Annotated in this window: 21 protein-coding genes, 1 other RNA gene and 4 pseudogenes; 7 read left to right on the forward strand and 19 right to left on the reverse strand. The window is 66.7% G+C overall.

Features of this window, described 5'->3' with window-relative positions; translation table 11 throughout:
* Positions 1–5: 5 nt before the first annotated feature.
* Positions 6–488 carry a transcription elongation factor GreB gene (gene greB, locus N0A20_RS10315; RefSeq protein ID WP_260580344.1) on the forward strand — a complete coding sequence of 161 codons (483 nt, stop codon included), beginning with the start codon at positions 6–8 and terminating at the stop codon, positions 486–488.
* Positions 489–553: 65 nt separating this feature from the next.
* A complete protein-coding gene (locus tag N0A20_RS10320; RefSeq protein WP_260580345.1) occupies positions 554–1207 on the forward strand; it encodes a hypothetical protein in 654 nt (217 codons plus the stop codon).
* Between the two features lie 6 nt (positions 1208–1213).
* Here N0A20_RS10320 and N0A20_RS10325 read toward each other — a convergent pair whose 3' ends face one another.
* The 10 genes and pseudogenes from N0A20_RS10325 to N0A20_RS10370 form a co-directional block, all read right to left on the reverse strand.
* Positions 1214–1366 carry a hypothetical protein gene (locus tag N0A20_RS10325; protein ID WP_260580347.1) on the reverse strand — a complete coding sequence of 51 codons (153 nt, stop codon included), beginning with the start codon at positions 1364–1366 and terminating at the stop codon, positions 1214–1216.
* A gap of 74 nt (positions 1367–1440) precedes the next feature.
* An RNA gene (rnpB, locus tag N0A20_RS10330) (RNase P RNA component class A) lies at positions 1441–1829 on the reverse strand.
* Positions 1830–1991: 162 nt separating this feature from the next.
* On the reverse strand, positions 1992–2681 hold the full coding sequence (locus tag N0A20_RS10335) for an N-acetylmuramoyl-L-alanine amidase (RefSeq protein WP_260580348.1): 690 nt from the start codon (positions 2679–2681) through the stop codon (positions 1992–1994).
* Positions 2682–2752: 71 nt separating this feature from the next.
* Entirely contained in the window at positions 2753–3610 is an 858-nt protein-coding gene (locus N0A20_RS10340) for a CheR family methyltransferase (protein WP_312846647.1), read from the reverse strand.
* Complete coding sequence (locus N0A20_RS10345; protein WP_260583892.1) at positions 3607–3804, reverse strand: chemotaxis protein CheB; 198 nt, start codon at positions 3802–3804, stop codon at positions 3607–3609. Before N0A20_RS10345 ends, N0A20_RS10340 begins: the two co-directional genes overlap by 4 nt.
* Before the next feature lie 100 nt (positions 3805–3904).
* Positions 3905–4651 (reverse strand): annotated as a pseudogene (locus N0A20_RS10350) (response regulator); the annotation flags it as partial.
* Positions 4652–4736: 85 nt separating this feature from the next.
* Positions 4737–5111, reverse strand: coding sequence for a response regulator (locus N0A20_RS10355; protein ID WP_260580349.1), 375 nt, complete (start codon positions 5109–5111; stop codon positions 4737–4739).
* 65 nt (positions 5112–5176) lie between these two features.
* Positions 5177–5614, reverse strand: a complete 438-nt coding sequence (locus N0A20_RS10360) for a chemotaxis protein CheW (RefSeq protein ID WP_260580350.1) — start codon at positions 5612–5614, stop codon at positions 5177–5179.
* Positions 5615–5617: 3 nt separating this feature from the next.
* A complete protein-coding gene (locus N0A20_RS10365) occupies positions 5618–7999 on the reverse strand; it encodes a chemotaxis protein CheA (RefSeq protein WP_312846648.1) in 2382 nt (793 codons plus the stop codon).
* An 86-nt stretch (positions 8000–8085) separates the two neighbouring features.
* Positions 8086–8724 (reverse strand): histidine phosphotransferase family protein, encoded by a 639-nt coding sequence (locus tag N0A20_RS10370; RefSeq protein ID WP_260580351.1) that lies wholly within the window; start codon positions 8722–8724, stop codon positions 8086–8088.
* A gap of 319 nt (positions 8725–9043) precedes the next feature.
* Between N0A20_RS10370 and N0A20_RS10375 the strand changes: the two genes are divergently transcribed.
* The 4 genes and pseudogenes from N0A20_RS10375 to mtgA all read left to right on the forward strand — a co-directional run bounded on the left by N0A20_RS10375 (position 9044) and on the right by mtgA (position 12185).
* A complete protein-coding gene (locus N0A20_RS10375; protein WP_260580352.1) occupies positions 9044–9997 on the forward strand; it encodes an RluA family pseudouridine synthase in 954 nt (317 codons plus the stop codon).
* 79 nt (positions 9998–10076) lie between these two features.
* Positions 10077–10981: pseudogene (gene rpoH / locus N0A20_RS10380) on the forward strand (RNA polymerase sigma factor RpoH).
* A gap of 61 nt (positions 10982–11042) precedes the next feature.
* Positions 11043–11429, forward strand: a complete 387-nt coding sequence (locus tag N0A20_RS10385) for a cupredoxin domain-containing protein (protein WP_260580353.1) — start codon at positions 11043–11045, stop codon at positions 11427–11429.
* 48 nt (positions 11430–11477) lie between these two features.
* Positions 11478–12185, forward strand: a complete 708-nt coding sequence (gene mtgA, locus N0A20_RS10390) for a monofunctional biosynthetic peptidoglycan transglycosylase (RefSeq protein ID WP_260580354.1) — start codon at positions 11478–11480, stop codon at positions 12183–12185.
* A gap of 184 nt (positions 12186–12369) precedes the next feature.
* Here mtgA and N0A20_RS10395 read toward each other — a convergent pair whose 3' ends face one another.
* From N0A20_RS10395 to N0A20_RS10430, 8 genes and pseudogenes are all read right to left on the reverse strand, one after another.
* Positions 12370–12906 (reverse strand): J domain-containing protein, encoded by a 537-nt coding sequence (locus N0A20_RS10395; RefSeq protein ID WP_260580355.1) that lies wholly within the window; start codon positions 12904–12906, stop codon positions 12370–12372.
* A 222-nt stretch (positions 12907–13128) separates the two neighbouring features.
* Positions 13129–13914 carry a polyphosphate kinase 2 family protein gene (locus N0A20_RS10400; RefSeq protein WP_260580356.1) on the reverse strand — a complete coding sequence of 262 codons (786 nt, stop codon included), beginning with the start codon at positions 13912–13914 and terminating at the stop codon, positions 13129–13131.
* A gap of 84 nt (positions 13915–13998) precedes the next feature.
* Positions 13999–14961 carry a tetratricopeptide repeat protein gene (locus N0A20_RS10405; protein ID WP_260580357.1) on the reverse strand — a complete coding sequence of 321 codons (963 nt, stop codon included), beginning with the start codon at positions 14959–14961 and terminating at the stop codon, positions 13999–14001.
* Positions 14962–15012: 51 nt separating this feature from the next.
* Positions 15013–15882 (reverse strand): alpha/beta hydrolase, encoded by an 870-nt coding sequence (locus tag N0A20_RS10410; RefSeq protein ID WP_260580358.1) that lies wholly within the window; start codon positions 15880–15882, stop codon positions 15013–15015.
* 5 nt (positions 15883–15887) lie between these two features.
* Positions 15888–17670 (reverse strand): annotated as a pseudogene (gene aspS, locus N0A20_RS10415) (aspartate--tRNA ligase).
* Between the two features lie 104 nt (positions 17671–17774).
* Positions 17775–18440, reverse strand: coding sequence for a hypothetical protein (locus tag N0A20_RS10420; RefSeq protein WP_260580359.1), 666 nt, complete (start codon positions 18438–18440; stop codon positions 17775–17777).
* A complete protein-coding gene (locus tag N0A20_RS10425) occupies positions 18361–19287 on the reverse strand; it encodes an FAD-binding protein (protein ID WP_260580360.1) in 927 nt (308 codons plus the stop codon). The genes N0A20_RS10420 and N0A20_RS10425 overlap by 80 nt, the downstream gene beginning before the upstream one ends.
* Entirely contained in the window at positions 19287–19616 is a 330-nt protein-coding gene (locus N0A20_RS10430) for a hypothetical protein (RefSeq protein ID WP_260580362.1), read from the reverse strand. The genes N0A20_RS10425 and N0A20_RS10430 overlap by 1 nt, the downstream gene beginning before the upstream one ends.
* 110 nt (positions 19617–19726) lie before the next feature.
* Here N0A20_RS10430 and rnd point away from each other — a divergent pair, with 110 nt between their 5' ends.
* Complete coding sequence (rnd, locus tag N0A20_RS10435) at positions 19727–20917, forward strand: ribonuclease D (RefSeq protein ID WP_260580363.1); 1191 nt, start codon at positions 19727–19729, stop codon at positions 20915–20917.
* A gap of 219 nt (positions 20918–21136) precedes the next feature.
* Here rnd and N0A20_RS20730 read toward each other — a convergent pair.
* Positions 21137–22228: pseudogene (locus N0A20_RS20730) on the reverse strand (Ppx/GppA family phosphatase); the annotation flags it as partial.
* Positions 22229–22394: the final 166 nt, after the last annotated feature.

Raw genomic sequence — 22394 nt, forward strand, 5'->3', positions numbered from 1 at the left:
CCGCCGTGGCGGGGGAACGCAGCAACATCATCAGCCCGGCGGGCTTCGCCGCGCTGCGCGCCGAATATGACGCGCTGCTCGGGGATGAGCGCCCCAGGCTGGTCGAAGTGATCAGCTGGGCGGCGGGCAACGGCGACCGCAGCGAGAATGGCGACTATATCTACGGGCGCAAGCGGCTGCGCGAGATCGACCGGCGCCTGGGCTTCCTCGCGCGCCGGATGAAGGCGGCGCGCGTCGTCGATCCCGCCGAACAGCCCGACAAGAGCCGCATCTGGTTCGGCGCGACGGTCGAACTCGCCGACGAGGAAGACGTGCGCCGCATCGTGACCCTGGTCGGCGACGACGAGGCCGAGGCGGGCGACGGCCGCATCGGCTGGAACAGCCCCCTCGCCCGCGCGCTGCGCGGCGCGGCGGTCGGCGATCTGCGCACGGTACAATTGCCCGCCGGGCCCAAGGAGTGGGAAGTCGTGGCGATCGAATATCCCTGAAGTGCGCGCGATCACTGCGTCCCGAAGGGCTATCGGCAATCCCGTGCTGACGGGATGGAAGGGGAATGACGATGCGAGGCGGGTTCCTGATCGCGATGTTGCTGGCGGCTGGTCCGGCTTGCGCCGCACAGCGCCCCGCGGCCCCCCGCCTCGGTGATGAGGAAATCCGCGCCGATCTGAAGGATGGCGAGGAGATCGAGAGCCGGGTCGACGGCGACCTCAACGGCGATGGCAATATCGACACCGCCTATATCGTCCGCAGCGACGACCTCCGCACACTCAACGTCCGGTTCGCCGCACGCGGCGTCGATCCCGATCACCGGCTCGCGGGCCGCGTCGAACTCGACCCCTATCCGATGGGCGCCGCCGAACTGTCGGTCGTCAAGGGCGTGCTGGTGGTGAAGGATCTGACGGGCGGCACCACCGCGACGATGGCAACCTATCGCTATCGCGGCGAAAAAGGGCAGCCGAGGATGAAACTGATCGGCCTCGACGTCACCGTCTACAGCCGCACCTTCTCTCACGACGGCAGCGAGATGAGCTGGAACCTGCTGACCGGCGACGTGACCGCGACGAAGCTGAAGCTCACCGGCGCCGACGACGGCACGGCCTATGACAAGCGCGAGTCGCTGCGCTTCAAGCGGCTCGTGCGAACCTATTATATGGAAGAGACGCCCGACATCGGCGAGGCGCTGTGGATGGCGATGGAAGGCAAATGATCCGCCCTATCGGATCAGCGCCGGAATGATCCAAACCGCGGACAGGACGACGATCGCCGCGATCAGCGAAACGGCGAGCACATAGCGGACATTGTGCCCCTTGACCCCGCTGCTCGCCTCGGTCTCGGTCACTTCGACATGCTCATCGACGACTTTCATGGTTCGTCTCCTTTTCCGCTCCGAACAGGAACGCGGGCCCGTGCCGCGCGGTTCCCGCGGCGTGCGGGGAGAGAATCGCCAGAGGGTCTGTAAGCCGGGTTCTGTCCACCCCCGAAGGGGATAGGCGATCATTCCTCTAGGCGGCCGGTTGCCCGGACGCTCAAGCAGTCAACCCGGACGGCGGGGCCGGAACCAGCCCTGGGACTTAACCCGTGCCATCCCTATTCGACCTTGCTCCCGGTGGGGTTTGCCGTGCCGCGTCCGTTACCGTCCGCGCGGTGCGCTCTTACCGCACCCTTTCACCTTTCGCCGGGCCGAAGCCTTTGGCGGTCTGCTCTCTGTGGCACTTTCCCTTGCTCCGGCTTCCCGGAGCCGCCGGACATTATCCGGCACCGTGGTTTCCGTGGAGCCCGGACTTTCCTCCCCCTCGCTTGCGCGAAGCGGCGATCGCCCGACCCTCTGGCGAGTGAAGGTATAGCAATGTTGCTCGGAGTTGGCGAGTGTCGGTCGCCAATATCTATATCCGTTCGCCCTGAGCTTGTCGAAGGGCCGTTCTTTCTGGGCGAGGTCGAAAGGAAGGACGGTCCTTCGACAAGCTCAGGACAAACGGAACAGAGGCTGGTCTTCAATCCCCCTCGGGCTGCGGCAACAGCAAGGCCAGCAGGATCGCCCGGCATTCGCCGTCGATCGTCCCGTCGATCAGTTCGGGACGGAAGCGCCGCTGGAACGCAACGGTTGCCGCGAACCCGTCGGTCACGTCGTAACCGAACCGCTCCAGCGCCAGCAGGAACCCCGCGTCGGTCCACAGGGGATCGGTCAGCTTCTTCGTCGGTCGCGGCAGCGCGAGGCGGCGGCGCGCCAGTTCTTCCCACGGGAAAAGCTCTCCCGGGTCCTGCTTGCGCGTTGGCGCGATGTCCGAATGGCCGACGACATTGCCGCGCGTGATCGCGTGGCGATCCTTGATCAGATGGACGAGCCGCACCACCGAGGCGACCTGCGGGTCGGGGAATGGGACATAGCCGAACTCGTGGCCCGGATTGACGATCTCGATCCCGACGCTCGCCGAATTGATGTCGCTGACCCCGCGCCAGTGGGACTTGCCCGCATGCCAGGCGCGCTTCTCCTCGGGCACCATATGGGTGATCTGCCCATCCTCGCTGACGACATAGTGGGCCGACACCTTGGCCTGGGGATCGGCAAGCCGATCAATGGCTTCGGCACCGGTCTTCATGCCGGTATAGTGAAGCACGATCATCGAGATGGGCAGCGCGCGCTCGTCGAAATTGGGTGACCAGCGTTCGATAAAATCGCTCATGCGTGTCGCGGCCCGATCCTGCAAAAACCAGCCTTCACCTGCGCCAGCGACGCGCAAATTGCAAGGCGGGTTCAGGCGGCCGCCATGCGGCGGACCTGCTGGTCGGCGGGCTCGTACAGGCCGCGCAATCTCGGACTGGCGACGAACTGGTCGGTCTGGCCGAGCACCGTCTCGCCCGCGCCGAGCACGAGGAAGCATTGCGGCGCGGCGACCATGCGCAGCCGCGCAAACGCCTTCTGCCGCATCGGCAGCGCGAAATAGAGGAGCAGGTTGCGGCAGAAGATCAGGTCGGCGGGGCTGGCGAGCGGCGGCCGGTCGGTCAGCATGTTCTGCACCGAAAAATCGATCCGGCGGCGCAGGTCGGCCTTCGCCAGCCAACCCGCCTCGGTCTGGTCGAACCAGCGGACCATGCGCTGCACCGGCAGCCCGCGCTGGATCTCGAACTGGCTGTACAGGCCGACGCGGGCGCGGCTGATCGCGTGATAGCTGACGTCGGTGCCGACGATATCGACCTGCCACCCCGCCCATTTTTCGGGCTGTTCGGCGAGCAGCATCGCCATCGAATAGGCTTCCTGCCCCGTCGACACGCCGCAATGCCAGATGGTCAACCGCCGCTTGTCGGCATTGATGAGGCGGAGCTGTTCAAGCGCGGTCTTCGCAATGTCGTCGAATACACTATGTTCGCGATAGAAAAATGTCTCGTTGTTGAGCATCGCGTCGATCGTGTCGTCGAGCAGCTGACGGCTGGTCGATGTTACCAGCGCCGCCACGAGCGCGTCGAGATCGGCGATGCCGTGGCGCTGCATCACCGGCTTCAGCGACATTTCGATGCGCCAGATACGGCTCGGCGACAGCGTCTGGCCGGTCCGCGATTCGAGCACGCCCATCAACACGCGATAGGCCGATTCGCTGGCCGTCCCGCCCATCATGATTTGGTCCGCCCCTTGAGGAAACTGCCGAGCATCAGCGCGATCGCGTCGGGATTGAGCGTCGCCGCCGCGATTCCCGCCTTCGCCACCGCGCCGGGCATGCCCCAGATCACGCAGCTTTCGGGCGCCTGCGCAAAGACCGTGCCGCCCGCCTGGCGGAGCCGCGCCGCGCCGTCGGCGCCGTCGCGGCCCATGCCGCTGAGCACCACTGCCGCCGCCCGCGCGCCATAGACCTCGGCGAGCAGAATCGAACATCGGGTCGGCCGAGGGGCAGCAGCCGTTGGCGACCGGGCGCCGGTCGAGCGCGATTTCGCGGCGACGCCCGTTCGCGACGACGACCAGATGCGCGTCGCCGGGCGCAAGATAGATATGGTTCTTCTCGATCGTCATGCCCGCCGCCGCGACGACGACCTTGCGCGTCGTCATCGTCGCGATCTGCCTGGCATAAAACTCCATGAAGGCGTCGGGCAGATGCTGGGTGAGCAGGATCGGCGCGGCGATGCGCCGGTCGAGATGGGTCACGAAGCTGGCGAAAGCCGGGATGCCGCCCGTCGAGGCAGCGACGGCGATGCATTCGAGGGGCTGGTCGGTGTCGATCGCGACCGGCGCCGGAGTCGCCATGGGCCGCGCGGCGGGGCGGACGGCGGTCGGTCCGTGCGGCTGCTGCTGTCCAAGCGTGCGGATACGCTCGGTGAGGATTTCGGCGAAGCGCCCCGAAAAACTGCCGCGTCCCGGCTTGGCGAGCGTGTCGCTGGCGCCCAGCGCCAGCGCCTCGATCGCCGCGGGGCCGCCCTCGATGCAGTTCGACGACAGGATCAGCACGCGCGCCTTCTCGGCGCGTTCGAGGATCAGGGGCAGCGCGGTGATGCCGTTCATGCCCGGCATCTCGATGTCGAGCACGACGACATCGACGGGTTCGCGGGCGAGGAACGCCAGGGCATCCTGCGCCGAGGCGATCGAAGCGCAGACAGTCAGGCCCTCGGTCTGGTCGATGATCCGTTCGAGGATGCTGCGCACGACGAGGCTGTCGTCGACGAGCATGACGCGGACGTCGCGCGCGCCGGGCAGCGGCACATCCGCGGCGCTTTCGCGTGCCAGGGGCTGGGAAGCCGCCACCCGCGCCGCCTCAGGCGACGCCGACGAGCTGCAATTTTCCTTCGAGCGTTTCGCGATCGAACGGCTTCATCACATATTCGTCGGCCCCCGCCTCGATCGCGGCGCGGATATGGTCGATGCTGTTCTCGGTGGTGCAGAAAACGACACGCGGACGCTCTTCATGCCCATAGTCGAGATCGTTGAACGCGCCGAGGAACTCCATCCCGCTCATCACCGGCATGTTCCAGTCGAGCAGGATCACGTCGGGGCGGTTGACACGGCAAAAGGTCAGCGCCTCCTGCCCGTCGGCGGCCTCGTCGACCGAAAAGGCCATGCTTTCCAGGATGTGACGCGCGACCTTGCGAATCACCTTGCTGTCATCGACGACCAGACAGGATTTCGACATCATTTCACTCCAGCCCCCGGGGAATTTCGGTGGGATAACCAAAAGGGGTATTCAGCCCGTTAATATCAGGCCGCCTTCGCAACCGGCAGGGTAACGAAATGCGAAGGGTCAACGACGAGCAGCGAGGCGCCCTCATGCTCGATCATCGCGTCCGCGACACGCGCCCACCCGGGCAGCAGCCAGCCGGTCACACGCGTCTCGGGCGCTTCGATGAAGCAGACGTCCTCGATCGCATCGGCGAGCAGCGCATAGCCATGGTCGGCGACATCGACGACGATCACCCGCTGGCCGGGCGCGACGGCGACCGCGGGCAGTCCGATCACGACATGCGGGTCGATCAGGGTGAAGACCCGGCTGCGCAGCGCGAACAGCCCCGCGACGTGCGGCGGCGCGGCGGGGACATTGACCGGTGTGCCCACCGTCACGACCGAGTTGATCGCGCGGCTGCGAAGCGCGACGCGCGTATCGGCGATGCGCGCGATCAAATAGAGTTTTTCCATCATGAGCTAGGCTCCTGCCACGCGGACGCGCAGCGCTTCGAGCAGCGCGCCGCGGTCGTACCGATAGATGCTGTCGTCGTCGGGTCCGCTCGCGGCGACCGAGGCGCGCAGGCGGACGAGCGGGATATCGGCCGCGACGGGCGCCGCGGGTCCATCGACCAGGCACAGCTGGACGTCGGGCCGCTCGCCCTCGACGACCTCGTCGCCGCCGATCACGCGATATCCGGCGCTGCGCAGGATCGGCGCGAGGAAATTGCCTGCCCAGCCATCGGGATCGTCGGCCAGGCGGCACAGCGGCTGGCGCCGCAGCGGCGCGGTCTGGCCCGCGCCATATTGCGCCATCAGCCAGAAGGGATCGATCAGTTCGACCGGCTGGCCGCCGATCAGCACCACCCCGGCGATCAGGCCGGGCGCCTGCGCCGGCTGGACCGCATCGGGCAGCCGCACGATGTCGATCACCGCCTCGATCGGATAGCAGAGCACCGACCGGCCGTCGTGCAGGCGCAGCAGCTTCACCGCATCGCGCCCGCCCGGCGCGGCGGCGGCGTGGACCGGGAAGATGTCGGTGCCGATCTTGGCCTGCACCCTGCCCGCGCTTTCGAACAGCGCCGCGGCGGGAACCTCCTCGACGCGCTCGATCACCGACAGGCGAACGCCGCGCATCCGGCCCCCGACATCGCAGAACAGCAGCAGTTGCGCGGCATCGCGCGCCGCGGCGACTTCGGCCTCGGCCTCCGCATCGGCGTCATGGCTGCGCCCCGCCTCCGACGCGTCGACTCCCGCGGCGGCGAGCAGTCCCTGCACGTCGAGCAGCAGCACCGGGCGGCCATTGTCGGGCAGCGTCGTACCGGCATAAAGTCCGGTCGCCATGATGATCGGCGCGGCGGGCTTGATCACCAGTTCCTCATGATCATGGATCGCGGCGACGCTCAGCGCATAGCTATGCCCCTGCCCCGGCCGGATGAGGATGATGGCGCGGTCGTCCTGATCCTCGCTCGCGTCGATCGCCGATCCCAGCGCATGTTCGAGCCGCAGCAGCGGAAATTGCTCGCCGCGAACGGTGACCAGTTCGCCGCCGCCGACGCGGTCGATCCGCACCGAATCGCTCATTTCCAACAGGATTTCGCGCACCGACCCGCGCGGAATCGCAAAATATTGACCGGCCGCGCGGACCATCAGGCCCGAGATGATCGTCAGCGTCATCGGCACGCGCAGCACGATCGTCAGGCCGCGGCCCTCCTCGTTGCGCAGTTCGACGACGCCGCCGATCTTTTCGAGGTTCGCCTTGACGATATCCATGCCGACGCCGCGCCCCGACACCGCGGTGACCTTGGCGGCGGTCGAAAAGCCGGGACGGAAGATGAGTTCGAGCTTTTCGCGCGGGGTCAGCGCCTTGGCCTCCGACGCCGTGACCACCCGCGCCGAAATCGCCTTGGCGACCAGCGCCTCCGGCGACAGCCCGCGCCCGTCGTCGCGCACCATGATCTCGATCTGGTTGCCCGACTGGCGCGCCGACACGTCGATATGCGCGGTGACGCCCTTGCCCGCCGCGACGCGCTCGTCGAGCGGCTCGATGCCATGGTCGATCGCGTTGCGGACGATGTGGATCAGCGGGTCGCGGATATTCTCCATCATCTCGCGGTCGAGTTCGACCTCGCCCCCACTGCTTGAAAAGCGCACTTTCTTGCCGAAATCCTGCGCCAGATCGCGGACGATGCGCGGCAGCGGCGAGAAGAGCTTGTCGATGCGCTGCATCCGCATCTGGCTGACCGACTGGCGCATGCCCGCGATCGAATCGGACAATCGGTCGAAGGAGGCGATCACCGATGCGTCGGCGCCCGATTCACGGAGCAGCCGGGCGAATTCGTTGCGCGCGAGCACGATGTCGGTGACCCCGGTCATCACGCTGTCGAGCAACGGCAAGGGCACGCGGATCGAGCGCCAGCTCTGCAGTTCGGCGTTGACCTCTTCGTCGGCCGGCGCCGGGACAGACTCAGCGGAAGCGGGTTCGGCGGCCGGGCGGTCATCGGCCATGGCGAGCGCGCCGATCACATCGCTGTCGTCGCCCTGCGGCTCCTGTCCCATGCTGCCGAGCGCGGCGCACAGGCTCGACAGCCGGTCGATGATCGCCAGCACCGCGGTAACGAGTGCGGCATTGGCGGGGCGATTGCCGCGCCGCACCTGATCGAGCGCGTCCTCGGCCGCATGCGACAAGGCGGTCACGCGCGGCAGAGAGAGGAAACCCGAGCTGCCTTTGATCGTGTGGACAAGGCGGAAAATCGCGTCGAGTTGCGCGCGATCGGCCGGGTCGGCCTCCCACGCAACGAGCGCACCGCTCGGCCTCGGCCAATATTTCGGCCGTTTCGGCCAGAAAATCGTTGAGCAGATCGTCCATCACGTTGCCGGTGCGCCCCTGAATTCAGGCGGCCACCATGACGGACAATGGTTAACGGAGCGTTTGCCCGCCGCCGAAATCAGCCGCGCAAAACGGCCCCGACGAGCAGCGAAGTCGGCGTTTCGCGCGCCAGCATCACCGTGCCGCCATTTTGCGCCGCGACCGCCTGGACGAGGATCGCGGGCGCGGTGCGCGATGTCATGGCTGCGGCCCCCTCGCCCTCGGCCAATATGCGTTCGACATCGGCGTCGAGAAAGATGCGCTCGGCCTCGACATGCAGGGCGATCTCGATTCCGCTCCCCTGACTCTCGCATCCGATATCGAGCCGCCCGCCGCGCACCAGCGCATCGACGAGCAGCAGCGCGAGGTTGAGGATGATCTTCACCGCGGGCTTGGGCAAAGGATCGGCGCCGATCATCCAGTTGAGGTCGATCGCGCGGTCGCCGATGATCCCCTGGATCGCGGACTTGGCCTCATCGGCCGGCACCATTTCGCCGAACCCGCCCGCCGACCCGAAGGCGAGGCGGAAAAATTTGAGCTTGTTCGCCGATGTCCGCGCGCTCTGTTCGAGCAGTTCGGTGACCCGCGCGCGCATCTCGGGATCGCGCTCGTCGGCGAGCAGTTCGAGCCCGTTGGCAAAGGCGCCCACCGGGCTCAGCAGATCGTGACACAGGCGCGAGGCCAGCATCGAGGCGAAATCGACGCGATCGTCGGACATGGATGGTAAAGCTCCCCGCGAAGCCGGCAGTTTCCGGCCGGCGACGCTGTTAGGGCAGGCGCCCCCCGATGGGCAAGAGCGATCCGGTCTCTTCTTGGGCCATGCGTGGGTTGGTCGGCAGATTTCGGGCGGTTGCGGTCATTTATCTCCCCTCCCTGCAAGGGAGGGGCTGGGGGTGGCCGCCGAAGGCGGCGCTCTTCCTTCTTGCTCGCTGCGCTCGCTACCCACCCCTAACCCCTCCCTAAAAGGGAGGGGAATGACGGCTATCCACCCCATAGCCGACCTTGAATTTCAAGGCCGCAAGCCCATATCCCAACCAATGCAGGGGGATGACGAAGTCTTGACCGTGGCGCTTGGCGACAGTGCCGCCGGGCTGCGCCTCGACCGGGCGCTGGCCGAGGCTTTGCCCGATCTGTCGCGCGAACGGCTGAAGTCGCTGATCAAGGGCGGCCGCGTCAGCGACGCCAGGGGCACGACCCTTTGGGATCCGTCGGCGAAGGCCCCGGCCGCAACGCTGGAACTGCGCCTGCCCAAGCCCGCTCCCGCGCACAATGTCGCGCAGGACCTGGACCTTGTCATCGCCTATGAGGACGAACATCTGATCGTCGTCGACAAGCCGTACGGCCTCGTCGTCCATCCGGCCGCCGGCAATCTCGACGGCACGCTGGTGAACGCCCTGCTCCACCATTGCGCCGGCCAGCTTTCGGGCGTCGGCGGCGTCGCGCGTCCGGGCATCGTCCACCGCATCGACAAGGACACCAGCGGGCTGATCGTCGCCGCCAAGCACGACAAGGCGCACGAGGGCCTTGCGAAGCAATTCGCCGCGCACAGCATCGACCGCCGCTATCTGGCGCTCGCCACCGGGCGCCCGATCCCCGCGAACGGCACGATCAACGCCGCGCTCGGCCGCTCGGCGACCAACCGCAAGAAGATGGCGGTGGTCGCGACAGGCCGCGGGAAACATGCGGTGACGCACTACCGCACGGTCGAACCGCTGCAGGGCGCGACGCTGATCGAATGCCGGCTGGAGACCGGCCGCACGCATCAGGTCCGCGTCCATATGGCGCATATCGGCCACCCGCTCGTCGGCGATCCGGTCTATGGCCGCGCCAAAAAGCCGCTGTCGGACGTGCTGAAAGGCCGGAATTTCGTGCGCCAGGCATTGCACGCCGCCCATTTGGGCTTTATTCATCCGGTGACCGGTAACGTCATCGCGCTCGACAGCGAACTCCCTACGGATATGCGGGAACTGATCGACAAATTGCGCGTTTAGGTTTCGAATAAAAATCTATTTTGACCGCGCGATCCAACCGCGGCATCATGGTTCAAGGATTTAGGGAAGACGCTCTCCAATGACCAACAAAAGCAATGTTCCCGCGACGGTGCTTGGCGCTAGGCGGCGAAGCCAGCCTCAACCGCTACCTGTCCGAAATTCGCAAATTCCCGCTGCTCACGCCCGAGCAGGAGTTCATGCTCGCCAAGCGTTTCCAGGAACATGGCGACAATGAAGCCGCGGCGCAGCTCGTCACCAGCCACCTGCGGCTCGTGGCCAAGATCGCCATGGGCTATCGCGGCTATGGCCTGCCGGTCAGCGAGCTGATCAGCGAAGGCAATATCGGCCTGATGCAGGGGGTGAAGAAATTCGACCCCGATCGCGGCTTCCGCCTCGCCACCTATGCGATGTGGTGGATTCTGCGCCTCGATCCAGGAATTCATCCTCCGCTCGTGGAGCCTCGTGAAGATGGGTACCACCGCGGCGCAGAAGAAGCTGTTCTTCAACCTCCGCCGGATGAAGAACAACCTCGAGGCGTTCGAGGACGGCGACCTGTCGCCCGAACATGTCGCCAAGATCGCGACCGACCTCGGCGTGACCGAGGACGAGGTGGTCAGCATGAACCGCCGCATGGCGATGGGCGGCGACACCTCGCTCAACGTGCCGATGGGCGAGGATGGCGACAGCCAGTGGCAGGATCTGCTCGGCGACGAAGGCCCGCTGCAGGACGAGCGCGTCGCCGAAGCGCAGGAGCGCGACGTGCGGCACGAACTGCTGACCGAAGCGCTGGCGACGCTCAACGAGCGCGAACGCCACATCCTGACCGAACGCCGCCTGACCGACGATCCCAAGACGCTCGAGGATCTGAGCCAGGTCTATGACGTCAGCCGCGAACGCGTCCGCCAGATCGAGGTGCGCGCGTTCGAGAAGCTGCAAAAGGCGATGCTGAAGCTGGCGGGCGACCGGCGGCTGGTCGGGGCCTGACGACACACGGGGGCCGATGGGGCGACACCCGCCGGATTTTCCGGCCGAAGGAGTGTGTGCCATGCGTATTCCGATTCTCGCAACAGCGGCTCTCGCCATCGCCCTGCCCGTCACCGCCGCCGAAAATCCGGCGAAGGTAACGGTGACGCTGGCCAATTTCAGCTACACGCCGGCCGACCTTCATCTTCATGCCGGCCACAGCGTGACGATCCATTTCGTCAACGAAGGATCCGGCGGCCATGACTTTACCGCCGCCGAGTTTTTCGCCGCCGCGACGATGGACGCCGCGAACCGCGCCCATGTCGGCGGCACCAAGGGCCGCGTCTCGCTCACCAAGGGCGAAAGCGCCGATGTAACGCTGGTCCCGAAAGCCGGAACCTACAAGGTCCATTGCTCGCATTTCGGCCACACCGCGCTCGGGATGACGGGCAAGATCATCGTCGATTGAGGTCAAACAGCTGCTTGCCTCACCGGGGTGAGCGACTAATTTGCCCGCATGGCAACCAAGTCCCGCGCGACGAAGCGCAAGCTCCCCTGGTATCTGCGGCCGTTCAAATGGCTGCTGTGGTTCGTGATCGTCTCGGTCGTCTGGGTGCTGATCTATGCGGTGGTGCCGCCGCCGGTGACGGTCACGATGCTGACCGACGGCAACGGCATTACCAAGGATTGGGAGAGCCTGTCGAACATCGACCGCAACATGGTGCGCGCCGCGATCGCGGCCGAGGACGGCAAATTCTGCAGCCACGACGGTTTCGACCGCGACGCGATCGAGGATGCGATCGAGCGCAACGCCAGGGGCAAGCGCCTGCGCGGCGGCTCGACGATCAGCCAGCAAACCGCGAAGAACGTCTTCCTGTGGCAGGGCAGCGGCTGGACACGCTACGTCCGCAAAGTCCCCGAAATCTGGTTTACCTTCCTGATCGAAAAAATCTGGGGCAAGCGGCGGATCATGGAGGTCTATCTCAACGTCGCCGAGACCGGGCTCGGCACCTATGGCGTCGAGGCGGGGGCGCAGCGCTATTTCAAGCACGGCGCAAGCCTACTGACCCCGATCGAGGCCGCGCGTATCGCCGCGATCCTGCCCTTGCCCAAGAAGCGCGAAGCGATCAGCCCATCGGGCTTCACCCGGCGTTACGGCAACACGATCCGCGCGCGGATAGGGGTCGTCGGGCGCGATGGGCTGGATGCGTGTATTTATAAATAGGGGCCGCTTTGGGGTGGAGAGCGGAGGTTCGAGGAATAGGCTGGTCTCCCCTCCCGCAAGCGGGAGGGGCAGTGAGACTTACGAACTTGTTCGTTAGTCGCAGCGGGGTGGGCCATGGCAATGTCGCTGCCCACCCCCAACCCCTCCCGCCTGCGGGAGGGGAGAACAAAGGTCCGCCGCCGCCCTACGCCGGCTTCCAGCTCTTCCGGTCTTCGGCCTGTTTCAGCACCTCGAACGCCGCCTGCCCAGCGGTGAAGCGCTTGGCCGCCTCGGCGTCGCCCGGCTTCACATCGGGATGGCATTCCTTCGCATAGGCACGCCACGCCTTTTTCGTCGCGTCGAAATCGGCGTCGGGGTCCAGCCCCAGCACCTCGAGCGCGCGCATCTCGTCGGCGCTGCGGCTGCCGTCGCCCGAGCCGCCCCAGGCATAATGCTGCGCGCGGGCATAGCTGCGCGCGCCGCGTGCTTCCTCCGCGGCGCGGGCGGCGGCGTCCTCGGCGGACAGGCCTTCGAAATAGTCCCAGCCGCGATTATATTCGGCGGCGTGCGCCTCGCAGAAATACCAGCGGTCGGGGCTGTTCGGCGATTTGGGCGCGGGGCAGTTGCCCGGCTCGGTGCAGCCGTGGCGGTCGCAGAGCCGCACCTGCTGCGCTTCGCGCGACGACCCATAGGGTCGCCAGCGGGGGAAACCCCAGTCGTCGGATCGCTTCGCGCGGCTCATCCATCCCATGTAGCGATTGGGGGCGGAGATGGCTAGCCGAGCTTAGCCGAATACCGCCGAAAAAAGCGCTTTCCTAAAATATCCGGCCATGCCAGCCTTGTGCTTCGGCTCTTTGCGATCGTCGATATTCCCGAACGATTCCGCCCGCTCGCTCGAAGGCCTTAAAGCGACAAAGGAGACAATTTCGGCGCGTGCGACCGTATATTTTGTCGCTTTAAGCCATCAATCTTTCGGCGCGTAACCGAACGCCTTCTGCGCCAGCTTGACCGTCGCGGGGTCGCGTTCGGGCGGCGTCATCGGCACCGCCGCCTCCAACGTGTCGGCGATATGCGTCAGCGCCGCGATGCGCCCCGCCTTCTTGTTGTTGCCGTCGATCACTTTCCACGGCGCCCAGCGCGTATTGGTCTGCGCGAACATGTCGTGCATCGCGGCCAGATAATCGGCACGCTTGGCGCGGTTCCGATAATCCTCGGCGCCGGTCTTCCAGCGTTTCCACGGATCGTCGAGCCGGTCGGCGAAGCGCTTGTCCTGTTCGGCCTGCGTGATGTGGATGAACAGCTTGACCAGATTCGTCCCGCTGCCGGTGAGTTGTGCCTCGAACTCGTTGATCTCGTCATAGCCCTTGCGCCACTCGCCCTCGCTCGCATAGCCTTCGACGCGCTCGACAAGGACGCGGCCGTACCAGCTGCGGTCGAAGACCGCGATTTCGCGGTTGCCGGGCAGCCGCTTCCAGAAGCGCCACAGGAAATGCCGCGCCTTTTCCTCTTCATTCGGGGCCGCGATCGGCCACACTTCGAAATAGCGCGGGTCGAGCATCGCGGTCAGCCGGGTGATGACCCCGCCCTTTCCCGCCGCGTCCCAGCCTTCGAACATGATGACGCTGCGCTGGCCGTGCGTGATATGCGCCGCCTGGATGCGTTCGAGCCGCTGCTGGAGCGCGTACAGATCGTCGCTATAGTTGCCGCCATATTTGGCGCCGGATTCGAAGTCGGACAGGTCTATGGTCATGCCGCATGCCCTAGCGCAGGCCGGCGTGCGATACCAAGCCCGGCTTTGCGCTGTCGCGCTTTGGCACAGCGGCGCGTCGGTGCCTTACTCGTAGCCCATCAGCACCTTGCGCGCCTGCCACGCGGCCAGCGCGCGGCGATGACCGCCGATGCGCGCGAGCGCGGCAGGAATCTCGCGGCTTTTCGATCCCAGCCGCTGCGCCTGCCCGAACCAGTCGACCGCCGCATCGAAATCGCGCCGCGCTTCGGCGCACAGGCCCAGGTTGAAGGCGAGTGCCGCGGTCGGCTCGGCGCTGCGGCCGATCGCCGCCCAGCTGTCGCACGCCCCCGCTTCGTCGCTCTTGGTCTGGCGGATCGCCGCCTTGAACGCCTCCGCCGCATCCTTGGGCAGGCCCTTGCGATTCTCGTCGACGCGCACCTCGATCCGGTAGCCGCTGGGCGCCAGATCGCCGCGCAGGCGCGCCGCCTCGTTGCGCAGCACCGTCGCGACGAATTCCTCGACGCTGCGGCTCGCCTTGCGGTCGGGGCACCATGTCTGTTCGTCGCGTACCGATTGCGGCCAGCTATGGCGGATCGTCCCGTCGCCCATGGCGACAAGCCGGATATTGCTGTTCACCGTCGCGACGCGGCGCCGGCACCTGATATCGACTTCGACCTCCTTCAGACACTTCTTGTCGTCGGCAGGGTCCTTCTCCTCGCAGCGTGTCCGCTTTTCGGTCACCGGCGTTTCATCGACAGCGACCCGCACATTGCCGGTGATCAGCCCGTCGACGGGCACCCCCGATTCGGGCGCGACGATGCGGAACCAGGGGCGTCCACCGAACTGCGCCGCGCCGAGTTCGCTCTCGACCATGTCGGACAGCGCAGGACCATCGGGGCCCTCGAACCGCTGCACCGCGATGCTGGCGAGATCGTTCGCGACCGCACGGCCGGGCGGATTGCTGCCGCTGATCGTCAGCACCTCCGCCGCGGCGGGCGAAGCGCCCGCCAGCAGGACAACCGCAATCATCGCCCGGACCTTGCCCATCTGCCCCCCATTGAGCGCCATGCGCCCGACCGATCGCCCCCGCCGCCGGGCTATCCCAGCCCGGTGCTGCTGTCAAAGCGCGGTGGCGATGAGGTCGGCGAGGCGCTGCGGCGCTTCCATCGGGATGAAGTGGCTGAGGTCGCCCCATTGCTCGTCGCGCACCGCCCCCAGCGCGGCGCCGAGACCGGGCCAGGTCGGGCTGACCGAAAAATCGAGCGCGCCCTCGCGCTCGCCCGTCCGGGCACGGATCACGCTGACCGGCGCCGCGATGCGGTCGAACCAGGCATAGGGGCTCGTGCGTAGCGCGCTGAGATAGACCGACGCTTCCAGCGCGGGCGGGCATGCCAGTTCCCACTCCTCGCCTTCCGTCGTCGGCAGCAGGCCATAGCGACAATAGTCGGCGAGCACTTCGGGCCGCCAATGCGCATAGGGCGCGCGCGTCGCGAAATGCGCCGCCATCCCCTCCCAGCCCTGCCAGCGGTTCCGCCGCCGCACCACGGGATGCTCGGCGGGATCGGGGATCGGCTGCGCCTCGCCGGGGTAGAATTCGGGCGGCATAATGACCGGGTCGATCAGGAACAAATGCCGGAAAGCGGCGGGCCGGGCGGCCCCCAGCCGGGTCAGCACATAGCCGCCCATGCTGTGTCCGCATCCGACAATCGGCGTCCCCGCGAACCGGTCGACCAGCGGCAGCAGAAAATCCGACGTCGCCCCCCAGTCGGACAGCGACGCGGGCCTGGCGCTCCGCCCATGCCCGCGGTGATCGGGCGCGACAACGTGCGTTCCGGCAGGAAGCGACGCCACGACCTGGTCCCAGAGCCGGGCGTGAAAACCCGTGGCATGGAGCAGCAGCACCGATGGCCGATCCGACCGTTCCCCCCATTCGAACCAGCATATATCGCCGTCCGGCGCGGCGAGCCGGTGTTCGCGCGGCCCGCTCATGCGGCTCAGCCCTTCGGCCCGTCCACGATACGGATGCCGAGTTCCTTGAGCTGCTTCTCGCTGACCGGCGCCGGGGCGCCCATCATCAGGTCCTCGGCCTTCTGGTTCATCGGGAAGACGACGACCTCGCGGATATTCGGCTCGTCGGCGAGCAGCATCACGATGCGGTCGACGCCCGGCGCCGAACCGCCGTGCGGCGGCGCGCCATATTTGAAGGCATTGATCATGCCGCTGAAGTTCGCATCGACATCGGCCTGGCTGTAGCCCGCGATCTCGAACGTCTTATACATGATGTCGGGGCGATGGTTGCGGATCGCGCCCGACGACAGTTCGACGCCGTTGCAGACGATGTCATATTGCCAGGCAAGAATGTCGAGCGGGTCCTTGGTCTCCAGCGCTTCGAGCTCGCCCTGCGGCATCGAGAAGGGGTTGTGGCTGAAGTCGATCTTGCCCGTCTCTTCGTCGGCTTCGAACATCGGGAAGTCGACGATCCAGCACATTTCGAACCTGTTCGGGTCGATCAGTTCCAGCTGTTCGGCAACGCGGGTGCGGGCAAAGCCGGCGAGCTTGGCGGCGGTCGCTTCCTTGCCCGCGGCAAAGAACAGCCCGTCGTCGGGGCCGATGCCGAGCTCGGCGGCCAGCACGTCCATCTTGTCGGACCCATGGTTCTTGGCGATCGGACCGCCCCACTCGCCGCCCTTGCGCGTCGCATAGCCGAGGCCCGCGAAGCCCTCGCCCTGCGCCCAGCTGTTCATGTCGTCGAAGAATTTGCGGCTCTTCTCGGCGGTCGCCGGCTGCCGGAATCGCGCGCACCACGTCGCCCGCCGCGACGATATCGGCGAAGCGGCCGAAACCCGACCCCACGAAGTGCGACGAGACATCGGTGATGATGAGCGGGTTGCGCAGGTCGGGCTTGTCGTTGCCATATTTGAGCATCGACTCGCGGTACGGAATGCGCGGGAACGAACCGGCCGGCGTCACCGACCTGCCGTTCGCATATTCCTCGAATACGCCCGCGAGCACGGGCTCGATCGCATTGAACACATCGTCCTGCGTGACAAAGCTCATCTCGAAGTCGAGCTGATAGAACTCGCCCGGCGAGCGGTCGGCGCGCGCGTCCTCGTCGCGGAAGCAGGGCGCGATCTGGAAATAGCGGTCGAAGCCCGCGACCATCAGCAACTGCTTGAACATCTGCGGCGCCTGCGGCAGCGCGTAGAATTTGCCGGGGTGGACGCGGCTCGGCACCAGATAGTCGCGCGCGCCCTCGGGCGACGAGGCGGTCAGGATCGGCGTCTGATATTCGGTAAAGCCCTGTTCGACCATACGGCGGCGCAGGCTGGCGATGACGTTCGAGCGCAGCAGGATATTCTGGTGCAGGCGGTCGCGGCGCAGGTCGAGGAAGCGGTATTTCAGGCGGATATCCTCGGGATATTCCTGTTCGCCCGCAACCGGCATCGGCAGCTCGACCGCCGCCGACTGCACCGCGACCTCGCGCGCACGCACTTCGATCTCGCCCGTCGGCAGGTTGGCGTTGACCGTCTCCGCCGAGCGCGCGACGACGTCGCCGGTCACCGTCACGACGCTTTCGGCGCGCAGGCCGTCGAGGATCGCGAAGGCCGGATCGCTCGAGTCCGCGACGATCTGGGTCAGGCCATAATGGTCGCGCAGATCGACGAACAGCAGCCCGCCATGGTCGCGCTTGCGATGCACCCAGCCCGAGAGGCGGACATTCTGGCCGACATGCTCGGCGCGAAGCTGACCGCAGGTGTGCGTGCGATAGGCGTGCATTTTTTCATCTTTCAATATCCGGGGGAGCGCGGGCGAAAAGCCGCGCCGACATGGCCGCGCCTAAGGCAGGGCGACGCGCCATTTGTCAAGGGTGAAGGGCCGTTTCAGCCGGTCAGGCCCAGCCTGTCGAGCACCTCGCTGCGAAACATCGCGCGATGCGCCGGATCGGGGATCAGCCGGTCGCGCGCCCTGCGCCATCGCTGCAAATCTTCCCCGTAATCGGCCGCGACGCGCGTCCCATCGAGCCGGCAGCTTTTGGCCCAATGGCGGGTGAAGGCCACCTTCTCCCGGTCGAGCAGTTCGACGACACGGGCATAAGCGTCTTCGGTGCGCGGACTGCGCGGGCCATCGAAGTCGATCACCGCATTATGGGTGAAACGCGCCGGGGCGAGCAGCCCTTGGGCGCGCTCCATGAAGCGCAACGTCACCGCGGTGGAACCGCCGTGCCGCGTATAGATGCCGCAGATCAGTTCGAACACATGCGACAGATCGCTGCGGTCGATCGTCACCGAGGCGTTGAACAGGTCGGCGAGCGGCCGATGGGTATCGAGCCCCTCGCCCCACGTGCCGTGCACCGGCGGGTGATCGACATCGGGGCCCGCCGCATAGCCCATCTTCATCGCGAACTGGAGCAGGGCGCCGCGCGCCCAGGGATAATCGTCGAGCAGGCGACCGAGCAGGCTGAGTGCGTCATAACCCGCGCCGAGCTGGCCCGGCGTCGCCCGGTCGTAATCGGCGCGCCATGGTTCGGCATAGAGGAAACGCAGCATCGCTCGGCCGTTTGAACGGCTTGTACGGATTGACGATCATCTGGACGAAATCGGGATCGCGATCGAGCGCATACGCCGCCGAGAAGCGCCGGAAATCCCCCGCCGCCAGCCAATCGATCGCCACGCGATCCACTTTCCGCAGATTCTGGATCGGGCGGACGAGGAATTTGGGGACGCTGTCGACGACCAGCGCGGTAATGATCCCGAGCGCGCCGATCGGAAGCTGGGCGGCCGCGAAGACATCGTCGTCGCGAAGCGGCACCGAACCGGTTGCTGCGATGAAGGCGTCGCTCATCACACCCGCCGCCGGTTCGATCCAGTGAACGCCACCCGGCGTCACCAGTTGCACTGCGCGGATATGGTCCTGAATGCCGCCGCGCACCACCATCGACCCGTGCGTGCCGGTCGCCGCGGCGCCCGCGAACGTCTGCCCGTTGCCCGCCCCGCTCGTCCACAAGGAGCGCTGCTGTTCCTCGAGCTTGTCCGACACCTCGTCGACGAGCGCGCCCGCCTCGACGAGCATCAGCCCGGCGGCATCGACGCCTGGGCGCACATCGCCGGACGCGACCCGGAAACAGCGGTTGAAGCGGCGCGTGTGGAGCAACCAGGCGTCCGAGCAGATGTTGACGTTCGACGGCGACCAGCCCGCTCCCAGCGGGCGCACGCGCTTGCCTTCGCGCTGCGCCGCCGCCAGCCAGTCCCGCACCGCCGCCGCCGCGATCGCGAGTTCGTCGCGGCCCCGCGCGGCGTCGCCGCTGCGCAGCGCGAATCGGGCCGCATTCTCGCACACGCCGGTCCCGTGATAATTGGTCCAGCGCCCCGCTTCGCCGATAGGAATAAGCGGCATCAGGCGTCTCCCAGCGGCTGGATGCCGGCATGGGCGCGCCAGGCAACGGTGACGGGGCGCTTCAGGCCGAGCGTGAAGATGGCGGTCAATATCTGCCGCCGCGTCGTATAGACGCGCAGGTCGCACAGGCCGTGATCGGCCTCGGGCGTCACGAACGGCTGCCGCGCTTCGGCGGCCAGACCCCAATATTTCAGCGTTACGACCATCGATTCTTCGTCGAGCGGCCGCGGATTGGCGATCGAGACGAAGAGATCGCCCTGCCCCGCCATATATTGCCCGACGAGCAGCAGCAGAAACAATGCCGCCAGCCCCCATCCGACCCACATCATGCCCCAAAATCCCTTCGTGCATTGGCGGCTAAGCGTTCCGGCTCTGCGACCCCGAAGAGCGTGGGCAATTTTTCCTGCCCGTCCGCATCAACTAGCTGTATAGGCGCCGCATGCAAGTCCATCCGCTCATCGAAACCAGCGCCGCGCTCGTCGAATTCTGCAACCTCATCAAGGCCAGCGACTTCATCGCGGTCGATACCGAGTTCATGCGCGAGAACACCTTCTGGCCCGAGCTCTGCCTGATCCAGGTCGCCAACAGCGAGCATGCCGCGGCGATCGACCCGATGGCGAAGGACATGGACCTTGCGCCCCTGCTCGACCTGCTGGTCGGCAATGAGGATATGCTGAAGGTTTTCCATGCCGGCGGGCAGGATGTCGAGATCATCTTCAACCTGACCGGCAAGACCCCGCACCCGATCTTCGATACGCAGATCGGCCAGATGGCGCTCGGTCAGGCCGAACAGGTCGGCTATTCGAATCTGGTCGAGGCGTGGGTCGGCGTCCAGCTCGACAAGGGCGCGCGCTTCACCGACTGGAGCCAGCGTCCGCTCGACAAGCGCCAGATCGACTATGCGATCGGCGACGTTACCCATCTCGCCAAGATTTTCCCGATGATGCTGAAAAAGCTCGTCAAGACCGGGCGAGGCCACTGGCTCGACGAGGAAATGGAAAAGCTCGCCGATCCGTCGAACTACAGCGTCGATCCCGATCAGGCGTGGCACCGGATCAAGATACCGTCGCGCAAGCCCGATGTGCTCGGCCGGCTGCAGGCACTGGCTGCCTGGCGCGAGCGCGAAGCGCGGTCCAAGAATCTGCCGCGCGGCCGCATCGTCAAGGACGAGACGCTCGCCGACCTCGCCGCGCATCCGCCGAAGGATCAGGACGGCCTCGGCCGCGTGCGCGGGCTTTCGGCGACGTGGAAGTCGAACGACATCGGCGGGCGGTTGATGGATGCCCTCGCCAACGCGAAACCCCTCGGCCGTGACGATATGCCCGACCGCGCGCCGCGCGGGCCAGGACTCGGCAAGGAAGGCGCGCTGGTCGCCGATCTGCTCAAGCTGCTGCTCAAAATTCGCGGGCGCGAACTCAATGTCGCGGCGCGGCTGATCGCGCGCAGCGACGATCTGGAAGCACTCGCCGCCGGCCGCCGCGACGATATCGCGATGCTGCAGGGCTGGCGCTACGAGGTGTTCGGGCAGGCCGCGCTCGACCTGGTCGAGGGGCGGATGGGCTTCGCCGTGCAGAACGGCAAGCTGGTGATGAGCAAGATCGAGGCGCCGACCCCGGTCGAGACCGCCTAAAGCAAAATCATGTCGGGCTTGGTGTCGAGCGCCTGCGCCAGCGAGCGCAGTCGGCGATCGACCGACTCGCTCGGCGAGATGATGCCAGCCCGGGTCGAGGCAAAGCGTCAGCTTGCCCTTGTCGAGCGCGATGCGGCTGGCCTTGAGCGGCGCTTCGACCCCGCCGGTCAGGCGTTGCGCGAGGCGGATCGCGAGACCCCATTGTCGCGCGCGGGCCAGCCGCTCACCCGACACGAGCGATCCCATCGGCGGAAAATCGCCGTCAGCGCCGCCGAAGCCCGCGTGGAGCGCCCGCGCCAGCAGGATGCGGCCCGGAATGTCGATACCGCGCCAGTTGCCGTGCAGGCCGATCTCGGTGCCGCGGTCGGCGCGGAAATCGGGGTTCGCCGACCAGGCGACATCGCTGAGCAGGCTCGCGGCAAGACGGATGCGGCTGTCGGCGGTATCCTCGCTGGCGAACAGCGGTGCGATCCAGTCGGCGAGCGCCGGACCATGCGGAGCGAAGCGCGCGAGGCGACGGCCCTCGAATTCGGCGGCGACGATCAGGGGATCCTGCGCGCGCGTCGCGGGGTCGAGCGCCTGATAGAGCAGGCCTTCGCGAAGGCCCGACGATGAAACCGTCATCTCGGGAACGTCGATGATGTTGACGAGCGCCGCCAGCAAGGCCGCCGCATCGGGCAGCGACGCCGCGCGGTTCGACGCCATGCCGGGGATCGCCTTCAATTCCTCGAAACTCAGCCTCCTCGTCGCCCGAATCAGGCGACGAATCGCCGTACGCGGCAGCGTATGCTGGTCGAGTACCGCGAGCGGATCCTTGGTGATTTCAAGATCAAGACGCGACAGCGCGCGCCACGATCCGCCGACCAGATAGAGCGGCAGGCCCGCGCAATCGCCCGGCCAGCCCTTGGCGCGCAGCATCTTGCGGATCGTGCGCTCGAACGCCTGCGGGCCGTCCTTGCGCAGCGCGGGGAGGCGCAGCACGCCGAGCGGGAAGCTGTTGCGGCGCCCGACTTCGCCATTCGACACCTGCGCAAGTTCGAGGCTGCCACCGCCGAGGTCGACCGCGATGCCGTTCGCATCGGGAATCGCCGCGATCACGCCAAAGCCCGCAGCTTCGGCTTCTTCCTGTCCGGACAGGAGGCGAATCGTCAGGCCGGCATCGGCGGCGCCCGCAATGAAGTCGGGTCCGTTGGGTGCATCGCGTACCGCAGCGGTGGCGACGCATTGCAGGTCCTGCACCTCCATGAGCCGCGACAGCAGCGCGTAGCGGCGGAGCGCATAGAGACCGCGCTCGGCATCTTCGGGAGCGATCCGGCCATCGACCGAAAGCCCGCGGCCGAGGCCGCATGGCGACCTTTTCGTTGAAGATCACCGCGGGCGCGCGCGGCGGGCCTTCATAGACCACGAGGCGGACCGAGTTGGAGCCGATGTCGATGACCGCCGAGCGGTGAAGTTTGGGGGCGGGGGTTCGGCGGTT

The organism is Sphingopyxis sp. PET50 (genome assembly GCF_025244705.1).
Lineage (GTDB): Bacteria > Pseudomonadota > Alphaproteobacteria > Sphingomonadales > Sphingomonadaceae > Sphingopyxis.

What these genes read in the sequence shown, in the direction of transcription:
- N0A20_RS10385 (WP_260580353.1), top strand. Translation starts at nt 11,043, where the DNA reads ATGCGTATTCCGATTCTCGCAACAGCGGCTCTCGCCATCGCCCTGCCC.
- N0A20_RS10420 (WP_260580359.1), bottom strand. Translation starts at nt 18,440, where the DNA reads ATGCTGCGTTTCCTCTATGCCGAACCATGGCGCGCCGATTACGACCGG.
- N0A20_RS10335 (WP_260580348.1), bottom strand. Translation starts at nt 2,681, where the DNA reads ATGAGCGATTTTATCGAACGCTGGTCACCCAATTTCGACGAGCGCGCG.
- N0A20_RS10340 (WP_312846647.1), bottom strand. Translation starts at nt 3,610, where the DNA reads ATGATGGGCGGGACGGCCAGCGAATCGGCCTATCGCGTGTTGATGGGC.
- N0A20_RS10345 (WP_260583892.1), bottom strand. Translation starts at nt 3,804, where the DNA reads ATGGGCCGCGACGGCGCCGACGGCGCGGCGCGGCTCCGCCAGGCGGGC.
- N0A20_RS10320 (WP_260580345.1), top strand. Translation starts at nt 554, where the DNA reads ATGACGATGCGAGGCGGGTTCCTGATCGCGATGTTGCTGGCGGCTGGT.
- N0A20_RS10400 (WP_260580356.1), bottom strand. Translation starts at nt 13,914, where the DNA reads ATGACCATAGACCTGTCCGACTTCGAATCCGGCGCCAAATATGGCGGC.
- N0A20_RS10395 (WP_260580355.1), bottom strand. Translation starts at nt 12,906, where the DNA reads ATGAGCCGCGCGAAGCGATCCGACGACTGGGGTTTCCCCCGCTGGCGA.
- N0A20_RS10425 (WP_260580360.1), bottom strand. Translation starts at nt 19,287, where the DNA reads ATGCCGCTTATTCCTATCGGCGAAGCGGGGCGCTGGACCAATTATCAC.
- N0A20_RS10325 (WP_260580347.1), bottom strand. Translation starts at nt 1,366, where the DNA reads ATGAAAGTCGTCGATGAGCATGTCGAAGTGACCGAGACCGAGGCGAGC.
- N0A20_RS10430 (WP_260580362.1), bottom strand. Translation starts at nt 19,616, where the DNA reads ATGATGTGGGTCGGATGGGGGCTGGCGGCATTGTTTCTGCTGCTGCTC.
- N0A20_RS10355 (WP_260580349.1), bottom strand. Translation starts at nt 5,111, where the DNA reads ATGTCGAAATCCTGTCTGGTCGTCGATGACAGCAAGGTGATTCGCAAG.
- N0A20_RS10405 (WP_260580357.1), bottom strand. Translation starts at nt 14,961, where the DNA reads ATGGCGCTCAATGGGGGGCAGATGGGCAAGGTCCGGGCGATGATTGCG.
- N0A20_RS10360 (WP_260580350.1), bottom strand. Translation starts at nt 5,614, where the DNA reads ATGATGGAAAAACTCTATTTGATCGCGCGCATCGCCGATACGCGCGTC.
- rnd (WP_260580363.1), top strand. Translation starts at nt 19,727, where the DNA reads ATGCAAGTCCATCCGCTCATCGAAACCAGCGCCGCGCTCGTCGAATTC.
- mtgA (WP_260580354.1), top strand. Translation starts at nt 11,478, where the DNA reads ATGGCAACCAAGTCCCGCGCGACGAAGCGCAAGCTCCCCTGGTATCTG.
- N0A20_RS10375 (WP_260580352.1), top strand. Translation starts at nt 9,044, where the DNA reads ATGCAGGGGGATGACGAAGTCTTGACCGTGGCGCTTGGCGACAGTGCC.
- N0A20_RS10370 (WP_260580351.1), bottom strand. Translation starts at nt 8,724, where the DNA reads ATGTCCGACGATCGCGTCGATTTCGCCTCGATGCTGGCCTCGCGCCTG.
- N0A20_RS10410 (WP_260580358.1), bottom strand. Translation starts at nt 15,882, where the DNA reads ATGAGCGGGCCGCGCGAACACCGGCTCGCCGCGCCGGACGGCGATATA.